Below are 18605 nucleotides of genomic sequence, written 5' to 3'. Positions count from 1 at the left end.
CAGCGAAATTCATGAATCAATCCATCAAAATGCGCCATTTGCCGGATTCCAACCTTTTTGGACATTCACGTGACGCTTGACCCTCCATCCTTCGAGAACGCCATTTCGGCGAAAGAACTCTCCGGTGACGACTACTGCGGCACCACCTATGCCGCCAAGTTGCTGGGCTTGTCGGTGGCCACGGTGCAGTCGCTGGTTGAGAGAGGGGAGATCCCGGCCTGGAAAACTCTGGGTGGCCACCGCCGGCTGTCCCTGCGGGCGCTCAACAACTACCTGAAAAAACACAACCCCCAACTCGCCAGGGCCGCACCGGATACCCGGCAACGCCTGAGGGTTCTGGTGGTGGAAGATGAAGAGCTGACCCGCGAGTTGTACCTCGCCCATTTCGACGAATGGGACCTGGCGATGGATTGCACCTTCATGCCGTCGGCGATGGAGGCGTTGATGGACATTGCCAGCATGCGTCCGGACTTGCTGATCACCGACCTGAACATGCCCGGCGTCGATGGCATCGAGATGCTGCGCAGCATCAAGCGCAACCAGCAGCTGGCCGCCATGCAGATCCTGGTGATCAGCGGTATGCCCAGGGAAGCCATCCAGGCCAAGGGCGGCCTTCCGGCCGACGCGCATTTTCATGAAAAACCGATTAACTTTGACTGGTTGCAGGGTTACGTTACCGCCCTTGTCGGAGCCAACAGCAAATGGCGTTGATGCGGCGCTGAGGCGCTGAGGCGATGGTCTGGCGGCGGCCTGACGACCATGTCGCCAATGAACAGCCGGCTTGCGCTGAACCCGGCGCTCCCCGGGAGGCATCGTTTCAGGCCGGCGCAAACCGGTAAATGCCGTCGTCACCCAGCCGGCGCTGCAGCCGGCCCTCAAACCACAAGGTGTGCAGATGCGCCACCGCCTCACCCATGGCGAATGTGGTCTGGTGCAGGTCCAGGGCCCGCTTGAACATGACAGGCAGGATATCGGCGCCGCTGCAGGGGCTGGCCTGGCAGGCGTGGACGACTTCGGCCAGACGGTCCCGGTGGTGTTCATGCAGCTGGGCAATCCTGGTGTGCAGGCCCCGGAAGGGCTTGCCGTGAGAGGGCAGGGTCAGCGTATCGGCGTGCAGGGGCGCGAACTTGTCGATGGACTGCAGGAACAGGGTCAGCGGATTGGATTCGGGTTCGGAGTCGTACACGCTGACATTGGTTGAAATGCGCGGCAACACCATGTCCCCGCTGATCAGCGTGTGGGTTTCAGCGCAGTGCAGCGCGATGTGTTCAGGCGCATGGCCATAACCGCTGATGCAGGTCCAGCGGCGCCCGCCGATGGTGACCACCTGGCCGTCGAGCATTCGGTGGAAGTGGGCGGGCACTTCGGGCACCAGGCCCGGATAGTAGTTGGCGCGGGCCCGGATCATGGCCAGCGAATCGGGATCGGTCAGTCCATGAGAGGCAAAGAAGGCGGCAGCACTTTCACCACCAAAGCCGGTGCTGTTCCGGGTGGCGATGCGGGCGGTATGGTAGTCGGTGGCGCTGATCCACAGCGGCGCGTTCCAGCGCTGGCACAACCAGTGCGCCAGGCCAATGTGGTCCGGGTGCATGTGCGTCACGATGACCCGCAGAATCGGCAAACCCTCCAGCTCACCGGCAAAAATCTGTTCCCACTGCGCCTTGGCCTCGTCGCGACTGACACAGCAGTCCACCACGGTCCAGCCGGCCACAGCCGCCCCCGTGGGGCCGGGCAGCTCGTCACGCAGCAGCCACAGGTTGATGTGGTCCAGCGCAAAGGGCAGACGCATGCGCAGCCACTTGACGCCCGGGGCGACCTCCAGGGCGCCGCCGGACGGCGGCAGGGCATCGCCGAAAGGGTAGTGCAGCTGGGCTTCCTGTGGATTCATCTTGTAAGATCGCCGGGTTGAATTGACGTTTACGTTAACGTAAGCTTGATGTCTGCATTACACCCGAATTAGCGAGCGGCTTCACCAGCAACCTGTCCCCAGGGTTTCACCACATGGCAACCACGACCACGCACTCCATCAGCGATCTGGCCAAAGAGTTCGACCTGACCACACGCGCCATCCGCTTTTATGAAGACATGGGCCTGTTGCAGCCGCAGCGCGAGGGGCCCGGCGGGCGCAACCGTGTGTACAGCGCACGCGACCGCACCCGGCTCAAGCTCACCCTGCGCGCCAAGCGCCTGGGGTTGAGCCTGTCCGAGGCCAAGGAAATCATCGACACCTATGACAGCCCGCGTGACACCGGGCCGCAGCTCAAAAAATTCCTGGCCGTGCTGGCCCAGCACCGCAAGCAGCTGGAAGAACAGATGGCCGACCTGCAGGCCAATCTCGAAGAGGTCCGGCTCCATGAGAAGGAAGCCCGCGCGCTGCTGGGCAAGACGGCCAAAACCGCAAAATAGGCCATAATTGACGTTTACGTAAACGTCAATCAGGAACCGGCCATGGAATTGCCCCATTTCGAGCCCAAAGACCCGGGCTATGCGGCCCGCGTGCAGGACAGTTTTGCACGTCAGGGGGCCATGGCCACCCTGGGCGCCTCGCTGGCCGGCATCACGCCCGGCCGGGTGGTCATCGAGCTCGACTGGGCTGCCGGGCTGAGCCAGCAGCACGGTTTTCTGCATGCCGGCATGGTGGCTACGGCGCTCGACTCGGCCTGCGGCTACGCCGGCTTCACGCTCATGCCGCTGGACGCCGGCGTGCTGACCATCGAATACAAAATCAACCTGCTGGCCCCCGCCAAAGGCCAGCGCTTTCGCATGGTGGGCCAGGTCGTCAAGCCCGGGCGCACCGTCACCGTGACCGAAGGGCGGGCCTATGCCATCGACGACGGCCGCGAAAAACTCATTGCCACCATGGGTGCCACGCTGATGACCATCACCGGTCGTGACGACGTGAAAAACTGAACCAGAAAAGGAGACTTTCCCATGAACAACCTGCCCGGACTCAACTTCCAGCTTGGCGAAGACATTGACGCACTGCGCGACGCCGTGCGCGAATTTTCCCAGGCCGAGATCGCGCCGCGTGCCGCCGCCATCGACGCCAACGACCAGTTCCCCATGGACCTGTGGCAGAAAATGGGCAGCCTCGGTGTGCTCGGCATCACCGTCAGCGAGGAGTACGGCGGCGCCAACATGGGTTACCTGGCGCACATGATCGCGATGGAAGAAATCAGCCGGGCCAGCGCCTCGGTCGGCTTGTCCTACGGCGCGCACAGCAACCTGTGTGTCAACCAGATCAAGCGCAATGGCAGCGAAGAACAGCGCAAAAAATACCTGCCCAAACTGATCAGCGGAGAGCATGTTGGCGCGCTGGCCATGAGCGAGCCCGGCGCCGGCAGCGACGTCATCAGCATGAAGCTCAAGGCGGAAGACAAGGGCGGTTATTACCTGCTCAACGGCAGCAAGATGTGGATCACCAACGGCCCCGACGCCGACACCCTGGTGGTGTATGCCAAGACCGAACCCGAACTCGGCGCGCGTGGCGTCACCGCCTTCCTGATCGAAAAAGGCATGAAGGGCTTTTCCGTGGCGCAAAAGCTCGACAAGCTGGGCATGCGCGGCAGCCACACCGGCGAGCTGGTGTTCAGCAACGTCGAGGTGCCGGCACAGAACATCCTGGGCGGCCTCAACAGCGGCGCCAAGGTGCTCATGAGCGGCCTCGACTACGAGCGCGCGGTGCTCACCGGCGGGCCGCTGGGCATCATGCAATCCGTCATGGACAGTGTGATTCCCTACATTCATGACCGCAAGCAGTTCGGCACCAGCATCGGCGAGTTCCAGCTGATCCAGGGCAAGGTGGCGGACATGTACACCGTGCTGCAGGCCGGCCGCTCGTTTGCCTACACCGTCGCCAAAAACCTTGACCTGCTGGGCACCGAACACGTGCGCCAGGTGCGCAAGGACTGCGCTTCCGTCATTCTCTGGTGCGCCGAAAAGGCCACCTGGATGGCCGGCGAGGGCGTGCAGATTTTTGGCGGCAACGGCTACATCAACGACTACCCGCTGGGCCGGCTCTGGCGCGATGCCAAGCTGTATGAAATCGGCGCCGGCACCAGCGAGATACGCCGCATGCTGATCGGGCGCGAGCTGTTTGCTGAAACCATGTGAGCCGTCCGTGCAGGCCGTGTCCGACCCAGCAGGTGAAAATACCAGCATGACTTCCTCCATCCAAGACCTTTTTTCCCATAACCGCGCCTGGGCCGAGCAGGTTGAACGTGATCGGCCCGGCTTCTTCACCAAGCTGGTCAAGCAGCAAAAGCCCAAGTACATGTGGATCGGCTGCTCCGACAGCCGCGTGCCGGCCAACCAGATCACCGGCCTGGAGCCGGGCGAGGTGTTTGTGCACCGCAATGTGGCCAACATCGTGGTGCACTCCGACCTCAATGCGCTGTCGGCGATCCAGTTCGCGGTGGACATGCTCAAGGTCGAACACATCATGGTGGTGGGCCACTACGGTTGCGGCGGCGTGCAGGCGGCGCTGGACGGCGCGCGCATCGGCCTGGCCGACAACTGGATACGCCACATCCAGGACGTGCGGCATCGCCACCGCCAGCTGCTCGACAGCCTGCCCGAGGCTGTGCGCGCCGATGCGTTGTGCGACCTCAATGTGATCGAGCAGGTGGTCAACGTCTGCGTCAGCACCGTCATGGTCGATGCCTGGGCCAAGGGCCAGAAAGTCAGCATCCACGGCTGGGCCTTCGGCGTGCACGACGGCCTGCTGCAGGACCTGAAAATGACGATTGCCAACCCCGCGGAGCTTGACGACTTCTACCGTGCGGCCGTCGAACGTGTCTGGGACTCCCGGCGCCCCGCCTGACGGCCATGTTTCCCCAGCGCCTCGACTCGCCGCTTGCCTACGACATCGCCAAGGCGATGATGGACGGCTTCAACCGCCATTACCAGCTGTTCCGTACCGAGTCGGCGCGCGCCAAACACCGCTTTGAAACCGCCGACTGGCATGGCCAGCAGCGGGCCCAGCGCGAACGCATCGAGTTCTACGACTTGCGGGTGCGCGAGGCCTCCAACCGGCTGGAGCGCGAGTTCAAGGCGGGCGAGCAGTCCATGGACGTCTGGCACCAGGTCAAGCTGCATTACATCGGCCTGCTGGTCGACCACCACCAGCCGGAACTGGCCGAGACCTTCTTCAACTCGGTCACCACCAAGATCCTGCACCGCAGCTATTTCCAGAACGACTTCATTTTTGTGCGGCCGGCGATCAGCACCGAGTACATTGAAAATACCGAGCCCGCCGCGCGGCCTACCTACCGGGCCTACTACCCCCAGCGCGACACCCTGCACGACCACCTGGTCCGGCTGGTCAACGATTTCGAGCTGCACATCGAGTTTGAAGACCTGGCGCGCGACGCCGGCTACGTGGTCGGGGAACTCGACGCCCGCCTGGGCGACGTCAAGCTGCGCGCCAACTTCCAGATCCAGGTGCTATCTAGCCTGTTCTTTCGCAACAAGGGCGCCTATATCGTCGGCAAGCTGATTAACGGCTTCAACGAGCTGCCCTTTGCGCTGCCGCTGCTGCACGCAAAATCAGGCAAGCTGGCGATTGATTCCGTGCTGATTGGCGAGGACGATCTCCTGATTCTGTTCAGTTTTGCCCGGGCCTATTTCATGGTGGACATGGGCATTCCCTCGGCCTATGTGCAGTTCCTGCGCAGCATGATGCCGCGCATGCCGCGTGCCGAAATCTACAACGCGCTGGGCCTGGCCAAGCAGGGCAAGACGCTGTTCTACCGCGACTTTCTCTACCACCTGCGTCATTCCACCGACAAATTCCGCAGCGCCCCTGGCATCAAGGGCATGGTCATGCTGGTGTTCGACCTGCCTTCCTTTCCCTATGTGTTCAAGGTCATCAAGGACTACTACCCGCCGCAGAAGGACACCACGCGCGAGCAGATCAAGGCCAAGTACCTGCTGGTCAAGCAGCACGACCGCGTCGGCCGCATGGCCGACACGCAGGAGTACAGCGAGGTGGCCTTCCCGCGCGAACGTTTTGACGACGAGCTGATTGCCGAGATCGAAAAATTCGCGCCCAGCCAGCTCGAGGTCAGCGACCGCGACGGCGATGGCAACATCGAAGTCATCATCAAGCATGTGTACATCGAGCGGCGCATGATCCCGCTCAACATCTACCTGCAGGAAGCCTTCGACACCGGCGTGGACGAGCCGGCGGCCAGGGCGCAGATCGAACGCGCCGTGGTCGAATACGGCAACGCCATCAAGGACATGGTGGCCGCCAACATCTTCCCGGGCGACATGCTGTTCAAGAACTTCGGCATCACGCGCCACGGCAAGGTCGTGTTCTACGACTACGACGAGATCGAATACCTCACCGACTGCAACTTCCGCAAGGTGCCCACGCCGCGCAACGAAGAAGAAGAGATGAGCGGCGAGGTCTGGTACTCGGTCGGGCCGCGCGACGTGTTCCCGGAAACCTTCGCGCCCTTCCTGCTGGGCAACGCCGCCGTGCGCGAGGTCTTCATGAAGCACCACGCCGACCTGCTTGACGCCGCCTTCTGGCAGGGCCACAAGGAGCGCATTGCCGCCGGCCACGTGCACGACGTGTTTCCCTACGAGCGCGAGCGGCGTTTTCTGCGCCGGCACGCGGCGCAGAAAGCTTGAGGCCGGCCATGATCATCTGCGACATGCTGACTTCGCTGTTCGGGCGCGACTACATGCGCGACTACATGTGCGAGTGGTGCCAGCGCAAGAATTTTTTCAATTTGTCCAACTTGTTCAACCCAGGAGAAAACCATGTCCACATCCACCACTGATTCCGTCGTCATCCTCGGCGCTGCCCGCACCCCCATGGGCGGCTTCCAGGGCGACTTTTCCAGCCTCGCCGCGCACGACCTTGGCGGCGCTGCCATCAAGGCCGCCATCGAACGCTCGGGCATTGCCCCCGAAAAAGTCGACGAAGTGCTGTTCGGCAACTGCCTGATGGCCGGCCAGGGCCAGGCGCCGGCGCGCCAGGCCGGCTTCAAGGGCGGCCTGCCCGCCAGCGCGGGCGCGGTCACCTTGTCCAAGATGTGCGGCTCCGGCATGGAAGCCACCCTGCTCGCGCATGACCAGCTGCTGGTCGGCAGCCGCGACGTGATGGTCTCCGGCGGCATGGAAAGCATGACCAATGCACCGCACCTGCTGCTCAAAGGGCGCAGCGGCATCCGCATCGGCCATGACCGCATTTATGACCACATGATGCTCGACGGCCTGGAAGACGCCTACGAACCGGGCCGCGCCATGGGCACCTTCGGCGAGCAGTGCGCCGAGAAGTACCAGTTCACGCGTGAAGCGCAGGACGCGTTTGCCACCGCCAGCGTGAACCGCGCCAAGGCCGCCACCGAGTCCGGCGCCTTCAAGGACGAAATCACCCCCATCACCGTGAAGGGCCGCAGCGGCGATACCGTGATTTCCATCGACGAAGGTCCGGGCAAGGTCAAGCTCGACAAGATCGCCACGCTGCGTCCTGCCTTCAAGAAAGACGGCACCATCACTGCCGCGTCCAGCTCGTCGATCAACGACGGCGCGGCCGCCCTGGTGCTCACGCGCGAATCCACCGCCAAGGAGCTGGGCGCCAAGCCGCTGGCCCGCATCGTCGGCCACGCCACCTTTGCCCAGGCGCCCGAGTGGTTCACCACCGCGCCGGTCGGCGCCGTGAACAAGCTGCTCAAGAAAATCGGCTGGAGCGTGAAAGACGTGGACCTGTGGGAAATCAACGAGGCCTTCGCCGTCGTGCCCATGGCCGCCATGAAAGAGCTCGGCATCAGCCACGACATCGTCAACGTCAACGGCGGCGCCTGCGCGCTCGGCCACCCGATTGGTTGCAGCGGCGCCCGCATCATCGTCACGCTGATGTACGCGCTCAAGGCCCGCGGCCTGAAAAAAGGTGTTGCCACGCTGTGTATCGGTGGCGGCGAAGGCACGGCAATCGCCATTGAATTGCTATAAATTAAATAGCTGGTGGCGCAATCTGTATAAGGGCTGGAGGCTAATTTGATGCATGAAAGCCTGACATGAGCACGGTACTCGTCATCGGCGCCTCGCGCGGTATCGGGCTGGAGTTTGTGCGCCAGTACCTGGCCGACGGCGCCAAGGTCATTGCCACGGCACGCGACGACGCGGGCCTGCAACGCCTCAAAGCGCTGGGCGCCAAAGCCCTGCGCGTCGATGTGGCCGAGCCGGCCAGCATCAGCGGCCTGGCCTGGTTGCTGGACGGCGAGGAGATCGACCTTGCGCTCTACGTCGCCGGTGTGTTCCCCCACGGTGATGCGCTGACGCCGCCCACGCGCGAGGCCTTCGACCAGGCCATGCGCACCAATGTGCTGGGGGCCATGCAGGCCATTCCGCAGGTGACGCCCATGGTCGAAGCGGCCAGGTCGGGCGGTGGCGGCAAAGGCTGCTTTGTTTTCATCAGCAGCACGATGGCGAAAATTGACGGCGTTGAAAACAGCCGCGGCTGGGTTTACCGCGCCAGCAAGGCGGCACTGAACATGGCCGTCGCCTCGGCCCAGCACGACTACCCCGGCGCCATTCTGGTCGCCATGTCGCCTGGCTGGGTGCAGACCGACATGGGCGGCGCGGGTGCCCCGCTGACGGTGGCGCAAAGCGTGGCCAGCATGCGGCAGACGATCTCGGGCCTGGGCCCGCAACACAAAGGCGCGTTCCTCGACCATGACGGTTCGCGTTTTGCCACCTGGTAGCCAACATGCTTTTGACCCAAGACCAGCAGATGATCCGCGACGCGGTGCGCGACTTTGCCCAGACCGAGCTCTGGCCCCATGCCGCCGCCTGGGACAAGGCGCACCACTTCCCGAAAGAGGCGCACCAGGGCCTGGCAGCGCTGGGCGCTTACGGCATCTGCGTGCCCGAAGAGCTGGGCGGTGCCCACCTCGACTACCTGACGCTCGCGCTGGTGATCGAGGAGATCGCCGCCGGCGACGGCGGCACCAGCACCGCGATTTCCGTGACCAACTGCCCGGTCAACGCCATCCTGCTGCGCTACGGCAATGCCGCGCAGAAAAAGCAGTGGCTCACGCCGCTGGCGCAGGGCCAGATGCTGGGTGCGTTCTGCCTGACCGAGCCACATGTGGGCAGCGATGCGTCCTCATTGCGCACCACCGCGGTGAAAGAGGGTGACGAGTACGTGATCAACGGCGTCAAGCAGTTCATCACCAGCGGCAAGAACGGCCACGCCGCCGTGGTGATTGCTGTCACCGACAAGGGCGCCGGCAAAAAAGGCATGAGCGCCTTCATGGTGCCGACGGATGCGCCGGGTTATGTGGTGGCGCGTCTTGAAGACAAGCTGGGCCAGAACTCCAGCGACACGGCGCAGATCAATTTCGACAACTGCCGCATCCCGGCCGAGAACCTGATCGGTGCCGAGGGCGAGGGCTACAAGATCGCGCTGGGTGCGCTCGAAGGCGGGCGCATCGGCATTGCCGCGCAAAGCGTCGGCATGGCGCGCAGCGCATTTGAATTTGCCGTGCAGTACGCCAAGGAGCGCCAGAGTTTCGGCACCGCCATCTTCAACCACCAGGCGGTCGGTTTCCGCCTGGCCGACTGCGCCACCCAGCTCGAGGCCGCACGCCAGCTGATCTGGCACGCGGCGAGTTTGCGCGACGCCGGCCTGCCGTGTCTGAAGGAAGCGGCCATGGCCAAACTCTTCGCCAGCGAAATGGCCGAAAAAGTCTGCAGCGCCGCCATCCAGACCCTGGGCGGCTACGGTTATGTCAGCGACTTCCCGGTGGAACGCATCTACCGCGACGTGCGCGTCTGCCAGATCTACGAAGGCACGTCCGACGTGCAGAAAATCATCATTCAAAGAGCACTTTAAGCACACCCCCGTTGAGGCTCACTGCGTGTAGCCTCCTCCCCCTTGCAGGGGGCGGCGCCTGCGGTCCGGCAAAGCCGGTCCCGCGGCCCCTGCTTGAACAGAGCCCGGGGATGCTGGCGGGTGGTAATGCACGCCGTAAACTGGATCATCCCGCCCATCACGTTCACAGGAGACAACCCCATGCCCATCACCAAAGGATTCCGCGCCCTCGTCGATGAGGCCATGGCGCAGGTCACCACGTATTCGGTGGCCGAAGCCCAGGCCAGACTCGCCGATCCGCAGGTGCAGATTGTCGACATCCGCGACGTGCGCGAGCTTGAGCGTGAAGGCACCGTGCCCGGCGCCCTGCTGGCGCCGCGCGGCATGCTGGAGTTCTGGGTCGACCCGGCCTCGCCCTATTTCAAGCCTGTGTTTGGTGAGGAGGGCAAGCAGTTCATCCTGTTCTGCGGCGCCGGCTGGCGCAGCGCGCTGGCCACCAAAACCCTGCAGGACATGGGCATGACCAACGTGGCCCACATCGACGGCGGCTTTGCCGAGTGGAAAAAGCAGGGCGCCCCGATGGAAACCCTGGAAGCGCACAAGCAGGCCCACGCGGCGCGCCATCCGGCCAAAGGCTGACGGTGGCCGCCTGCCCCTGCGGCCGGGCCGATGCGCGCAGCCGCCCGCTGGCCTACGCCGCCTGCTGCGCCCGCTTCATCGAAAGCTTCGACAGCGCACCCGCTCCCGACGCCGAGTCGCTCATGCGCTCGCGCTACGCCGCCTTTGTGCTCGAACGCGCCGACTACCTGCTGGCCACCTGGCACACCAGCCAGCGCCCGCCAGGCATCGAGTTCGACCCTGGCGTCAAGTGGCTGGGGCTGGAGGTGCGCCAGCACCGCGTGCTGGACGACAGCCACGCCGAAGTCGAATTTGTCGCCCGCCAGAAAAGCCCGGGCAGCCCGGCCGTGCGCCTGCACGAGCGCAGCCGCTTTGTGCGCGAAGCCGGCCGTTGGTACTATGTGGACGGCGACCAGCTGTAGCGCCAGAAGTTTGTGAACAAAAAGGCCTCTGGCCCTTGCTCCGCGTGCGCTGCCAGCTACTGAATCAATAGCATTTTGAAGAGAGGCCACCCGTGTTGAAATTTGAAGCCGTGTTGTTTGACTGTGACGGCGTGCTGGTCGACAGCGAACCCATCACCAACGGCGTGCTGCGCGACATGCTGGAAGAAGCCGGCTGGAAGCTCAGCTCTGCCGAATGCATGCGCCTGTTCATCGGCAAGGCCGTCAAGGACGAGATCGCTGTCATCGAGGCCAACACCGGGCAGCCGCTGACCGAGCAGTGGCTGCACGAGTTTCGCGGCCGGCGCAACGAGGCCCTTGCCGAAGGCCTGCTGCCGATTCGCGGCGCCCTTGAAGCCGTGGTGCAGATTCACACGCTGTACGAAGGCCGCATTGCCTGCGCCTCCGGCGCCGACCGTTTCAAGGTCGAGCTGCAGCTGGAAAAGTGCGGCCTCATGCCCAGCTTCCACGGCCGCATCTTCAGCGGTCACGAAATGCCGCGCTCCAAACCCGCGCCCGATGTCTACCTGGCCGCCGCCGCCGCACTGGGCATCGCCCCGCACCGCTGTGTGGTGGTGGAAGACACCGTGACGGGTGTAGCTTCAGGCGTCGCCGCAGGCGCCACCGTGTTCGGCTACAGCCCGCCCGAAGCCGGGCACGACGCGCCCGACGCCCTGCTCAGGGCGGGCGCCCGCCACGTTTTTGCCGACATGGGGGTTCTGCCCGCGCTGCTGGGTTGAACGGCCAGCTGCGGCCCCACGCGATAAGATGCCCCCACCTCACCCTGCCCAATGCGCGCGCCCTCCCTTCCCATCAACGAAGCTGATCGGCTTGCCGAACTTCACGACTTTGGCGTGCTGGACACACCCTCGGAGAAGGTATTCAACGAATTCGCCGAGCTGGCTGCGGCCATCTGCGGCACCCAGTACGCGGCCGTCACGCTGATCGACCACGACCGGCAATGGTTCAAGGCCGAGTACGGCCTGGCCTTCGGCCAGACCACCCGTGATGAAAGTGTCTGTGGCCACGCCATCCTTGAGCACGCGGTGTTCGAGGTGCCCGACACCGAGCGCGACGAGCGCTTTGCAAACAACCCCGTGCTCACCAACGCCGGCATCCGGTTTTATTGCGGCAGCCAGCTGCGCAGCGACCGGGGCCACGCCATCGGCATGTTGTGTGTGCTCGACTCCGAACCCCGGCAACTCAGCCTGGCCCAGCGGCATTCCTTGACCCAGCTGGCCGATGTGATGATGGCCGTGCTCGAAGCCGGGCGGCAAAGCCGCATGCTCAACTGGTTTGGCGCGCTCGTGGACACGGTGGCCGACGAGATCATGGTCACCGACATGCAGTCCCAGCGCTACCTCTACGCCAACCCCAGCGCGGTACGCAGCCTGGGCTATTCGCTGGAGCAGTTGCGCGGCATGACGTCGATGGACGTGATGGAAGGCCAGAGCCATGCAACCTTCAACGCCCATGTGCAGCAGCTGCAGGAAGGCGCGCCGCAAGTTGTGTTTGAAGGGGTGCGGCGGCGCAGCGACGGCGGCAGTTACCCGGTGGAGGCGCGTTGGCAACTGGTGTCCAGCTTTGGCCGGCCGGTCATCCTTTCCATCGTCACCGACATCACGCAGCGCAAGGAAATGGAGCGCATGAAAAGCGAGTTCATTTCGGTGGTGAGCCATGAACTGCGCACACCGCTCACCTCCATCCACGGTGCCGTCAAGCTCCTTGACAGCGGCATTGCCGGTGTGTTGCCGGAAGGCGCCGCGCGGCTGGTGACGCTGGCCGCGCGCAATTCAGAGCGCCTGCGCACCATCGTGGACGACATCCTGGACATGGAGAAGATGGCCTCCGGCCAGATGACGTTCCAGATCGACGCCCTGGCTGTCTCGCCCCTGCTGGAGCGCGCAGCGCAGGCGTTTGAAGCCGTGGCAAAGACGGCCGGCGTGCGGCTTGAAGTCTCGGGCGGCGCCGACCTGCACCTGCTCGCTGACGCCCAGCGCCTGCATCAGGTGCTGGCCAACCTGATTTCCAATGCACTGAAGTTTGCCCCCAAGGGCAGCCAGGTGCGGGTGGAGGCTTCGCAGGCCGGCCCTGGCGGCGCTGTCCGCCTGCAGGTCACGGACCAGGGCCCCGGTGTTCCCGACGAATTTCGCGGGCGCATCTTCCAGCGTTTTGCACAGGCCCAGATGACGACCAACCGGCCAAAAGGCGGCTCGGGCCTCGGCCTGTCGATCGCCAAGGAAATGGTCGAGCACATGGGGGGCAGCATCGGTTATGACTCCGTGCCCGGCCGCACCGCCTTCCATGTGACCTTGCCACCGGCGGTTGCGTAGGCGCGCAGAGCGCGGCCTGTCGGCGCTGTCGGACCTTGACGAGCGGCCAGGCGGCCTGCAGGTGAAAACTGTGCGTCAAATTGGCCTTCAGCCCTTGTGGAGCGGGCGCAAGCAGCTATAAAACTTGTAGCAGAAGTGTTTGCAGTGTTCGCCGCCGGGGCCGGGCCGGACGCGCCGGCGGCAGCGCTCAGCCTGTGAGGATGGGGCGCAGCGTGTCCAGCTCGCTGGCCATGAAATCAAAGAAGGCCGACACCCGCGGCGTGCGCCGCAGCTGCCGCGTGGTGAGAAGGCGCCAGATGCGTTTCAGTTCGGGCACCGGGCCCAGCACCCGCACCAGGTCGGGTTCGGCATCGCCCAGCGCCGTCGGCAGCGCGGCCAGGCCCACATTTGCTTTTGCCAGCTGAACCAGGCCCAGCACACTGCCGCTGGTAGCCACAAGGCGTACGCCGGGCGCCACCTGGTGCAGCCATTGCATCGCGCGGTGCGGGCCCATGCTTTCGTCAAAGCCTGTCCAGGCGTGCTGCGCCAGGTCCTCGGTGCGCGCCGGGCTGCCCTGGCGGGCCAGGTAATCGCGGCCCCCATACACCGCCCACAGCGAATCGGCCACCTTGCGCCCGACAAGCTGGTTGTCCACGGTGTCGCCCGAGCGCAGCGCCACATCGGCTTCGCCCTTGCCCAGGTCCACGTAATGGTCGCTCATGACAAACTCCACACGCAGGCCCGGGTGCCGTGTGTGCAGGTGTTCCAGCAAGGGGGATCGGGTGATGCGTGCCACCAGCGGTTCCGGGCAGGTCAGGCGGATGACCCCGTTCAGCTCACGCGCGGAAGACTGCACGACGCTCTGCAGGGCCAGCATCTGCTGCTCAACCTGCTGCGCATGCGGCAACAGTTGCTGGCCGTAAGCGGTCAGCCGGTAGCCGCTGGGGCGCCGCTCGACCAGGGGCTGGCCAATGCGCTGTTCAAGCCGGGTGATGCGCCGCTGCACGGTGGACTGGTCGGTGTTCAGCGCGCGCCCTGCGGCGGTGGTGCTGCCGTGGCGCGCCACGGCCAGGAAATGCTTGAGGTCATCCCAATCGAACATGTGAGCTCCGCGTCGGTGCGGCCCCATTATGCAGTTCTGCGGCTGGCGCCCAACCGGGGCGCTGCCTAAACTGGCCGCATCTTCCCCTCTGCTGAAAGGCCTTGCCATGAACCCACGCCATGAACCCAAACTGCCCGCCCGCCGGGCCTGCCTGGCCTTGCTGCTGGGCGCTGCCTTCTGCGTGTCGGCGGTTCATGCCCAGGCGCCCGGCCTGGCCGCGCCCCAGCTGGTGCTGAAAGAAAACGTGCTGCAGATGCCCAGAGGCGACACGCAGGAAGTCAGGGTGATGACCGCCGCGTTCAAGCCCGGCGACAGGACGGTTTTCCACACCCATCGCTCCCCGGTGACGGTGTACGTGCTCGAAGGCCAGTTCACGCTGGACCTGGAGGGCAGGGCCCCGGTGGTCCTCAGCGCCGGCCAGGCGTTTGTCGAACCGCCCAACGTGAAAATGACGGGCTACAACAAAAGCGCCACCGACCCGCTGCGGGTGGTCATCTTCTACGTGAGCGACCCCAACACGCCGTTTCTGGACGCTGCGCACTGACGGGCCGCAGCCGCGGCGCGCACCGCGGGGCCTGGCGGCGGTGACGGGCTTCGACTTGGGGTGCAGGGGCTTGCGGACGAAATTTGTGCATCAAATTGGCCTCCAGCCCCTGCGTGGCGGGCGCAAGCAGCTATAAAAACAGGAGCAAAAGAGGCAAACTGATTCAATCGCCGGGGCCATGGCCAGCCGAAGCGCAGGCCGGATCTTCCGCAAAAGAAGCTTTCCTGCAGGAGTTTTTTTTCAGCCTGGGGCAAGATGTCGAAAGTCGGGCCAGCCGTTCGTCGTGCAGGTGAGACCATCAACCACCGACCCAAGGACATCTCCATGCAATACCTCTGCCTTGCTTATTACGACCCCGAAAAAATGGACGCCATGGCGCCCGCCGACATGCAGGCGCTTGTGAGCCAGTGCCCGGTCAAAGATGCCGAACTCGCGCAAACCGGTGGCCTGCTTTGGAGCGCCTCGCTCGAAGGGCCCCAGGCCACCTTTGCGCTGCGCCCGCGCGGCGGCAAGCCCGCCGTGACCGACGGGCCTTATGCCGAAGCCAAGGAACTGGTGGGTGGCGTCATCCTCATCGAAGCGCCCAACAAGGAGGAAGCCATACGCATCGCGTCGCTGCATCCCGCAGCCACGCTGGGTGAGCATATTGGCTGGGGCATCGAAGTGCACCCGATCGGCACCTGTTCAGTAAAAAAGTAGCTCAAGCTTCAGCTTGAAGTTGTGGCACCCGGCAAGTTGGCAGCATGTCGTCCCCGGTCCCGTACGAAAATCATCCCGTGAAAGCCATTTCTTTCATATTCGCCTCTAGATTTTTACGCTAGGATTTCCAAGGACTTGTGATCTTCAGTGAATGAACGGCCGACTACAAATCGCTCGTTGTTTAACGAAGGAGAAATTTGCGAGGTCGCAAATATAAGTTGGTAGTCCACTTCGTAACTTGCACACTCGGTGGCAATAATTTCTTGTAGATGGTAAGCGCGAGCTAACTCCATACCACCATCTTCAATGCCGTCCAACATCAAAAATCTTGGGAATCGCATTGCTGGCAACTTAGTAGACGCACTAAGTAGAGCCAAATGAAATATATGCCTTAGGAAAACAGTGGAACTCTCTGAAAACTTTGCTGAGCCGTCTACGATGACCTGATTGTCAATAAAACTAAACTGCACGTGTTCAGCACTCTTAAATTCCTCTTGTCTTTTGAAGTCTTGTTTTAATAACCGGCTAACCGAGTTGGCGACTGTCAACGCAACGTCTCTTTTGGTTCCGTCTTGAGCATAGCGAAGTGATTCAATCAAGCTATCCAACTCTGACAACTTCTGAAGCAGGGCATCGCGTCGAATTTGCAAGTCCTTTATCGCGCCCGCCAACTTCTGATTTTCATAAAGACCTTTGATCTCTTGATCCAAAGACCCCGTTTCTCTCGACGCAGCCTCAATCGCAGTTTCTAGGTCGCTTGACCAACTCTGCGTTGCCTCCAAATACTTTCCTTCCAGACTCCGGAGTTCTTGACGCACGCTAGGAACACTTGTCCGTAGTAGTCGAAGTTCTGATTCCCTCGCATTGATAAGCGCAGTTGACTCGCGTAGCTGAATGCGGAGTTCGTTGCGCATTCTTAGAATTTGCGTTTCGCCCGATGGGTCGTGTAGCGGACTCTTGCACAAAGCACACTGCTCTGAGGCTGCGCTTGGGGGCTTAACTTCCGCTAAGCAGCATGGACAAAAATTGAAGGCCACTGAGCCAAAATAACTCCTGGTTGTTTCTGACTCATCAAGCCGAAGAAGCCTCGATTCAATTTCTTGAACAAAATTGCGCGAGTCTTGAAGTTCAAATTCCAGTCGCGCGATAGCATCTAACGAGGTCGCGAGCCCCTTTTTGGCGCTGTCCAAAGCTGCGCGCAGTGGGCCTTCATCGCTAGTCCTCTTCTTATCGCGTTCAACAGTGCGTTCCACCTTCATACGAGCCAGTTCCGCTAGAAGAAAAGTCCTTCGACGTTCAGCCTCAAGAATTTGCTGCCCAAAGAACTCCATATTGATGTCTTGCTTGGATTTGGCAAGAACGGTAAATATGCTCTTTAGTTCAGAATCCGCTTGAGATATCTCTTTTTCTAATTCTCGTTTCGAGAGCTGAGCCGAATAGAGCTTATCGTTATAAACGCCAGACAAATAATTTCCAACCGTTTCTCTTGTCAAGGCGTTATCGAATGAGTCAATGCGAAAAATTGGACTGTGCAAGGAAGGTTGATCCGCATACATCACACGTAAGAACTGATGCATCGTGAGATTCGATGCCCCATCTCCTTGCGCTTCAGGTAAATCCAGTGCTACCAGCAGGCTCTGAGTAAAGCTAAGTTTATTTTGACTTCGGCGGAAAGGGTATAGCTCCCAGGCGGTGATCGGAGCTCGCATCGCTTCATCTAATGCTCCCCAAAATATATACATGGGTTGTTGCCGGCTGTCGTTAACGTCGCGTCGCAAGGTTACGCGCCGGCCGTTTAACGAAACCTCCACAATTGAGTAATCACAGAGGAGAGCTTCCTTCTTCCAAGGAATATCCTCTGCACCCAAAGTATGAGCTATGAAATCTAGGGTGGTTGTTTTTCCCGAGCTGTTTTGACCACGAAGAATGTTCAACCCTTTGTGAAATGAAATCGCGAGCGTATTGCGACCGTCCTTGAAAACCGCCAGTTCATTCACGATGAGTGTCGGACTAAGCAGCGTCATATCTATACTCCATAAGGCCTGTGCGTTGCTTTAATCCATTCATTCCGGTCAAAGGAATTTGACTCATTCTGGACACAATGTAGTCAGGGACTGAGCCTTCAAGAAAAACCTCTTCCTGCAATTTTTTATCTAGAGCTTCGGGCAGAGGAGTTTCTGTGCGGACAATAATGCCGTTTTCGAGGCTGGTGGGATCTAGAAACCGCGAAGAAGCTAACAGTCGTGCTGCGGCAAGATGGATGGCTTCCATATCTCGGAAAGTTCGCGACACGCTTACCGGGCCGCGATACTCATTTCGTATCTCTTTGGCTGCTTTTTTTATTCCAACCTGCTCTCGCGGTATTTGGATATCAGATACTTCTGCAGGAAAACATAGATAAAAATCCAGTATTCGAAGCTTTGCAAACTCGAGGGTAGGAACCTTTGCCAGGACCTTCAGCATTCTGAAGACGCAATGGTAGGCATCGAATGCAGGATGGTAGATCAGCATTTGTCCCACCTGATGTGACAATTTCCGCCAAGGAAAAATAGCAGTCCCAGCAGGTCGATATACGACAAACCTAAATCGTTGTCTCCGAGCATGACGTGCGCAGGTTGAAGGACTTTGCTGCTGATAAGTTCGTCTACTTCTTCCCGTGTTTTCCCTGCCTCAACTGCGGGCCGTACATTCAGCGTAAATTCCGCGTGGAGTCGGGTAAGGATATGCGTGAGGATGTCTTGAGCTACTGGAGAGGTTTGCCACTTCATGATCATCTTGCTCGCCTGCTCTTTCCACATGGAGGCATCTGCAAGTAGGTCTTGGCGATTGCTCGCGTTCAATTTTTCCTCTAACCCGCGAACATCAGACCCCGTGGTGGTCGCACAGTAGTGCTGCAGCATGTCAGAAATTTGCGCGGTGTATGGTGCGGCTGCATTGGCGTCCCGAAAGATTTCGTAAAGACGCGTGAGAGGCGTTGATGGAGCAGCGAACTGCTCGATCTTGTTCCCACCAATGATGTCGCGGCCAGCCTTGTTCGCGGTCTGCGTGGTCGACATGTTCA

Annotated in this window: 21 protein-coding genes; 16 read left to right on the top strand and 5 right to left on the bottom strand. The window is 61.6% G+C overall.

Going from position 1 to position 18605, the window contains the following annotated elements; all coding sequences use genetic code 11:
* Nucleotides 1-69: 69 nt before the first annotated feature.
* Entirely contained in the window at nt 70-711 is a 642-nt protein-coding gene (locus PSV33_RS18605; protein WP_300564065.1) for a response regulator, read from the top strand.
* Between the two features lie 106 nt (nt 712-817).
* Here PSV33_RS18605 and PSV33_RS18600 read toward each other — a convergent pair whose 3' ends face one another.
* Nucleotides 818-1888, bottom strand: coding sequence for an MBL fold metallo-hydrolase (locus tag PSV33_RS18600; protein ID WP_300564063.1), 1071 nt, complete (start codon nt 1886-1888; stop codon nt 818-820).
* Between the two features lie 113 nt (nt 1889-2001).
* Here PSV33_RS18600 and PSV33_RS18595 point away from each other — a divergent pair, with 113 nt between their 5' ends.
* The 13 genes from PSV33_RS18595 (at nt 2002) to PSV33_RS18535 (ending at nt 13220) form a co-directional block, all read left to right on the top strand.
* The gene (locus PSV33_RS18595; RefSeq protein ID WP_293594422.1) at nt 2002-2406 is read left to right on the top strand and encodes a MerR family DNA-binding transcriptional regulator; all 405 of its coding nucleotides are present in this window, start codon (nt 2002-2004) and stop codon (nt 2404-2406) included.
* 42 nt (nt 2407-2448) lie between these two features.
* The gene (locus tag PSV33_RS18590) at nt 2449-2910 is read left to right on the top strand and encodes a PaaI family thioesterase (RefSeq protein WP_300564061.1); all 462 of its coding nucleotides are present in this window, start codon (nt 2449-2451) and stop codon (nt 2908-2910) included.
* 21 nt (nt 2911-2931) lie between these two features.
* The gene (locus PSV33_RS18585) at nt 2932-4113 is read left to right on the top strand and encodes an isovaleryl-CoA dehydrogenase (protein WP_300564059.1); all 1182 of its coding nucleotides are present in this window, start codon (nt 2932-2934) and stop codon (nt 4111-4113) included.
* Between the two features lie 46 nt (nt 4114-4159).
* Nucleotides 4160-4822 (top strand): carbonate dehydratase, encoded by a 663-nt coding sequence (gene can / locus PSV33_RS18580; RefSeq protein WP_300564057.1) that lies wholly within the window; start codon nt 4160-4162, stop codon nt 4820-4822.
* 5 nt (nt 4823-4827) lie between these two features.
* On the top strand, nt 4828-6639 hold the full coding sequence (gene aceK, locus PSV33_RS18575; protein WP_300564055.1) for a bifunctional isocitrate dehydrogenase kinase/phosphatase: 1812 nt from the start codon (nt 4828-4830) through the stop codon (nt 6637-6639).
* Between the two features lie 8 nt (nt 6640-6647).
* The gene (locus tag PSV33_RS18570; RefSeq protein WP_300564053.1) at nt 6648-6791 is read left to right on the top strand and encodes a hypothetical protein; all 144 of its coding nucleotides are present in this window, start codon (nt 6648-6650) and stop codon (nt 6789-6791) included.
* Nucleotides 6772-7965 carry an acetyl-CoA C-acyltransferase gene (locus tag PSV33_RS18565; protein ID WP_300564051.1) on the top strand — a complete coding sequence of 398 codons (1194 nt, stop codon included), beginning with the start codon at nt 6772-6774 and terminating at the stop codon, nt 7963-7965. Before PSV33_RS18570 ends, PSV33_RS18565 begins: the two co-directional genes overlap by 20 nt.
* A gap of 65 nt (nt 7966-8030) precedes the next feature.
* A complete protein-coding gene (locus PSV33_RS18560; RefSeq protein WP_300564049.1) occupies nt 8031-8717 on the top strand; it encodes an SDR family oxidoreductase in 687 nt (228 codons plus the stop codon).
* Between the two features lie 5 nt (nt 8718-8722).
* On the top strand, nt 8723-9850 hold the full coding sequence (locus PSV33_RS18555; RefSeq protein ID WP_300564047.1) for an acyl-CoA dehydrogenase family protein: 1128 nt from the start codon (nt 8723-8725) through the stop codon (nt 9848-9850).
* Nucleotides 9851-10030: 180 nt separating this feature from the next.
* Nucleotides 10031-10468, top strand: a complete 438-nt coding sequence (locus tag PSV33_RS18550; RefSeq protein ID WP_300564045.1) for a rhodanese-like domain-containing protein — start codon at nt 10031-10033, stop codon at nt 10466-10468.
* Nucleotides 10469-10470: 2 nt separating this feature from the next.
* Nucleotides 10471-10869, top strand: a complete 399-nt coding sequence (locus tag PSV33_RS18545; RefSeq protein WP_300564043.1) for a YchJ family metal-binding protein — start codon at nt 10471-10473, stop codon at nt 10867-10869.
* 95 nt (nt 10870-10964) lie between these two features.
* Nucleotides 10965-11627, top strand: coding sequence for an HAD family phosphatase (locus tag PSV33_RS18540; protein WP_300564118.1), 663 nt, complete (start codon nt 10965-10967; stop codon nt 11625-11627).
* A gap of 51 nt (nt 11628-11678) precedes the next feature.
* Nucleotides 11679-13220 (top strand): ATP-binding protein, encoded by a 1542-nt coding sequence (locus tag PSV33_RS18535; RefSeq protein WP_300564041.1) that lies wholly within the window; start codon nt 11679-11681, stop codon nt 13218-13220.
* A 187-nt stretch (nt 13221-13407) separates the two neighbouring features.
* Here the strand turns inward: PSV33_RS18535 and PSV33_RS18530 are convergent, their stop codons facing one another.
* A complete protein-coding gene (locus tag PSV33_RS18530; protein ID WP_300564040.1) occupies nt 13408-14301 on the bottom strand; it encodes a LysR family transcriptional regulator in 894 nt (297 codons plus the stop codon).
* A 106-nt stretch (nt 14302-14407) separates the two neighbouring features.
* Between PSV33_RS18530 and PSV33_RS18525 the strand changes: the two genes are divergently transcribed.
* Nucleotides 14408-14845: a cupin domain-containing protein gene (locus tag PSV33_RS18525; protein WP_300564038.1), complete on the top strand. Its 438-nt coding sequence runs from the start codon at nt 14408-14410 to the stop codon at nt 14843-14845.
* Nucleotides 14846-15169: 324 nt separating this feature from the next.
* The gene (locus PSV33_RS18520) at nt 15170-15544 is read left to right on the top strand and encodes a YciI family protein (RefSeq protein WP_300564036.1); all 375 of its coding nucleotides are present in this window, start codon (nt 15170-15172) and stop codon (nt 15542-15544) included.
* Nucleotides 15545-15657: 113 nt separating this feature from the next.
* Here the strand turns inward: PSV33_RS18520 and PSV33_RS18515 are convergent, their stop codons facing one another.
* Genes PSV33_RS18515 through PSV33_RS18505 form a run of 3 tightly spaced genes read right to left on the bottom strand, consistent with a single transcriptional unit; the run spans nt 15658 to nt 18600 of the window.
* Nucleotides 15658-17568 (bottom strand): AAA family ATPase, encoded by a 1911-nt coding sequence (locus tag PSV33_RS18515; RefSeq protein WP_300564034.1) that lies wholly within the window; start codon nt 17566-17568, stop codon nt 15658-15660.
* Entirely contained in the window at nt 17555-18055 is a 501-nt protein-coding gene (locus PSV33_RS18510) for an ABC-three component system middle component 5 (RefSeq protein ID WP_300564032.1), read from the bottom strand. The genes PSV33_RS18515 and PSV33_RS18510 overlap by 14 nt, the downstream gene beginning before the upstream one ends.
* A complete protein-coding gene (locus tag PSV33_RS18505) occupies nt 18049-18600 on the bottom strand; it encodes an ABC-three component system protein (protein WP_366945611.1) in 552 nt (183 codons plus the stop codon). Before PSV33_RS18505 ends, PSV33_RS18510 begins: the two co-directional genes overlap by 7 nt.
* Between the last annotated feature and the right edge of the window lie 5 nt (nt 18601-18605).

It is taken from the genome of Polaromonas sp., from assembly GCF_029945895.1.
GTDB lineage: Bacteria > Pseudomonadota > Gammaproteobacteria > Burkholderiales > Burkholderiaceae_C > Polaromonas.
Note: the sequence above shows the minus strand (reverse complement) of the source record. Positions and strands in the feature narration are given on the sequence as shown.

Excerpts from the sequence above, each read along its gene's own strand:
- PSV33_RS18585 (WP_300564059.1), top strand. The coding sequence starts at position 2,932 with ATGAACAACCTGCCCGGACTCAACTTCCAGCTTGGCGAAGACATTGAC.
- PSV33_RS18505 (WP_366945611.1), bottom strand. The coding sequence starts at position 18,600 with ATGTCGACCACGCAGACCGCGAACAAGGCTGGCCGCGACATCATTGGT.
- PSV33_RS18520 (WP_300564036.1), top strand. The coding sequence starts at position 15,170 with ATGCAATACCTCTGCCTTGCTTATTACGACCCCGAAAAAATGGACGCC.
- PSV33_RS18535 (WP_300564041.1), top strand. The coding sequence starts at position 11,679 with ATGCGCGCGCCCTCCCTTCCCATCAACGAAGCTGATCGGCTTGCCGAA.
- PSV33_RS18570 (WP_300564053.1), top strand. The coding sequence starts at position 6,648 with ATGATCATCTGCGACATGCTGACTTCGCTGTTCGGGCGCGACTACATG.
- PSV33_RS18515 (WP_300564034.1), bottom strand. The coding sequence starts at position 17,568 with ATGACGCTGCTTAGTCCGACACTCATCGTGAATGAACTGGCGGTTTTC.
- PSV33_RS18550 (WP_300564045.1), top strand. The coding sequence starts at position 10,031 with ATGCCCATCACCAAAGGATTCCGCGCCCTCGTCGATGAGGCCATGGCG.
- PSV33_RS18555 (WP_300564047.1), top strand. The coding sequence starts at position 8,723 with ATGCTTTTGACCCAAGACCAGCAGATGATCCGCGACGCGGTGCGCGAC.
- aceK (WP_300564055.1), top strand. The coding sequence starts at position 4,828 with ATGTTTCCCCAGCGCCTCGACTCGCCGCTTGCCTACGACATCGCCAAG.
- PSV33_RS18530 (WP_300564040.1), bottom strand. The coding sequence starts at position 14,301 with ATGTTCGATTGGGATGACCTCAAGCATTTCCTGGCCGTGGCGCGCCAC.
- PSV33_RS18560 (WP_300564049.1), top strand. The coding sequence starts at position 8,031 with ATGAGCACGGTACTCGTCATCGGCGCCTCGCGCGGTATCGGGCTGGAG.
- PSV33_RS18600 (WP_300564063.1), bottom strand. The coding sequence starts at position 1,888 with ATGAATCCACAGGAAGCCCAGCTGCACTACCCTTTCGGCGATGCCCTG.
- PSV33_RS18590 (WP_300564061.1), top strand. The coding sequence starts at position 2,449 with ATGGAATTGCCCCATTTCGAGCCCAAAGACCCGGGCTATGCGGCCCGC.
- PSV33_RS18510 (WP_300564032.1), bottom strand. The coding sequence starts at position 18,055 with ATGCTGATCTACCATCCTGCATTCGATGCCTACCATTGCGTCTTCAGA.
- PSV33_RS18525 (WP_300564038.1), top strand. The coding sequence starts at position 14,408 with ATGAACCCACGCCATGAACCCAAACTGCCCGCCCGCCGGGCCTGCCTG.
- PSV33_RS18595 (WP_293594422.1), top strand. The coding sequence starts at position 2,002 with ATGGCAACCACGACCACGCACTCCATCAGCGATCTGGCCAAAGAGTTC.
- PSV33_RS18565 (WP_300564051.1), top strand. The coding sequence starts at position 6,772 with ATGTCCACATCCACCACTGATTCCGTCGTCATCCTCGGCGCTGCCCGC.
- can (WP_300564057.1), top strand. The coding sequence starts at position 4,160 with ATGACTTCCTCCATCCAAGACCTTTTTTCCCATAACCGCGCCTGGGCC.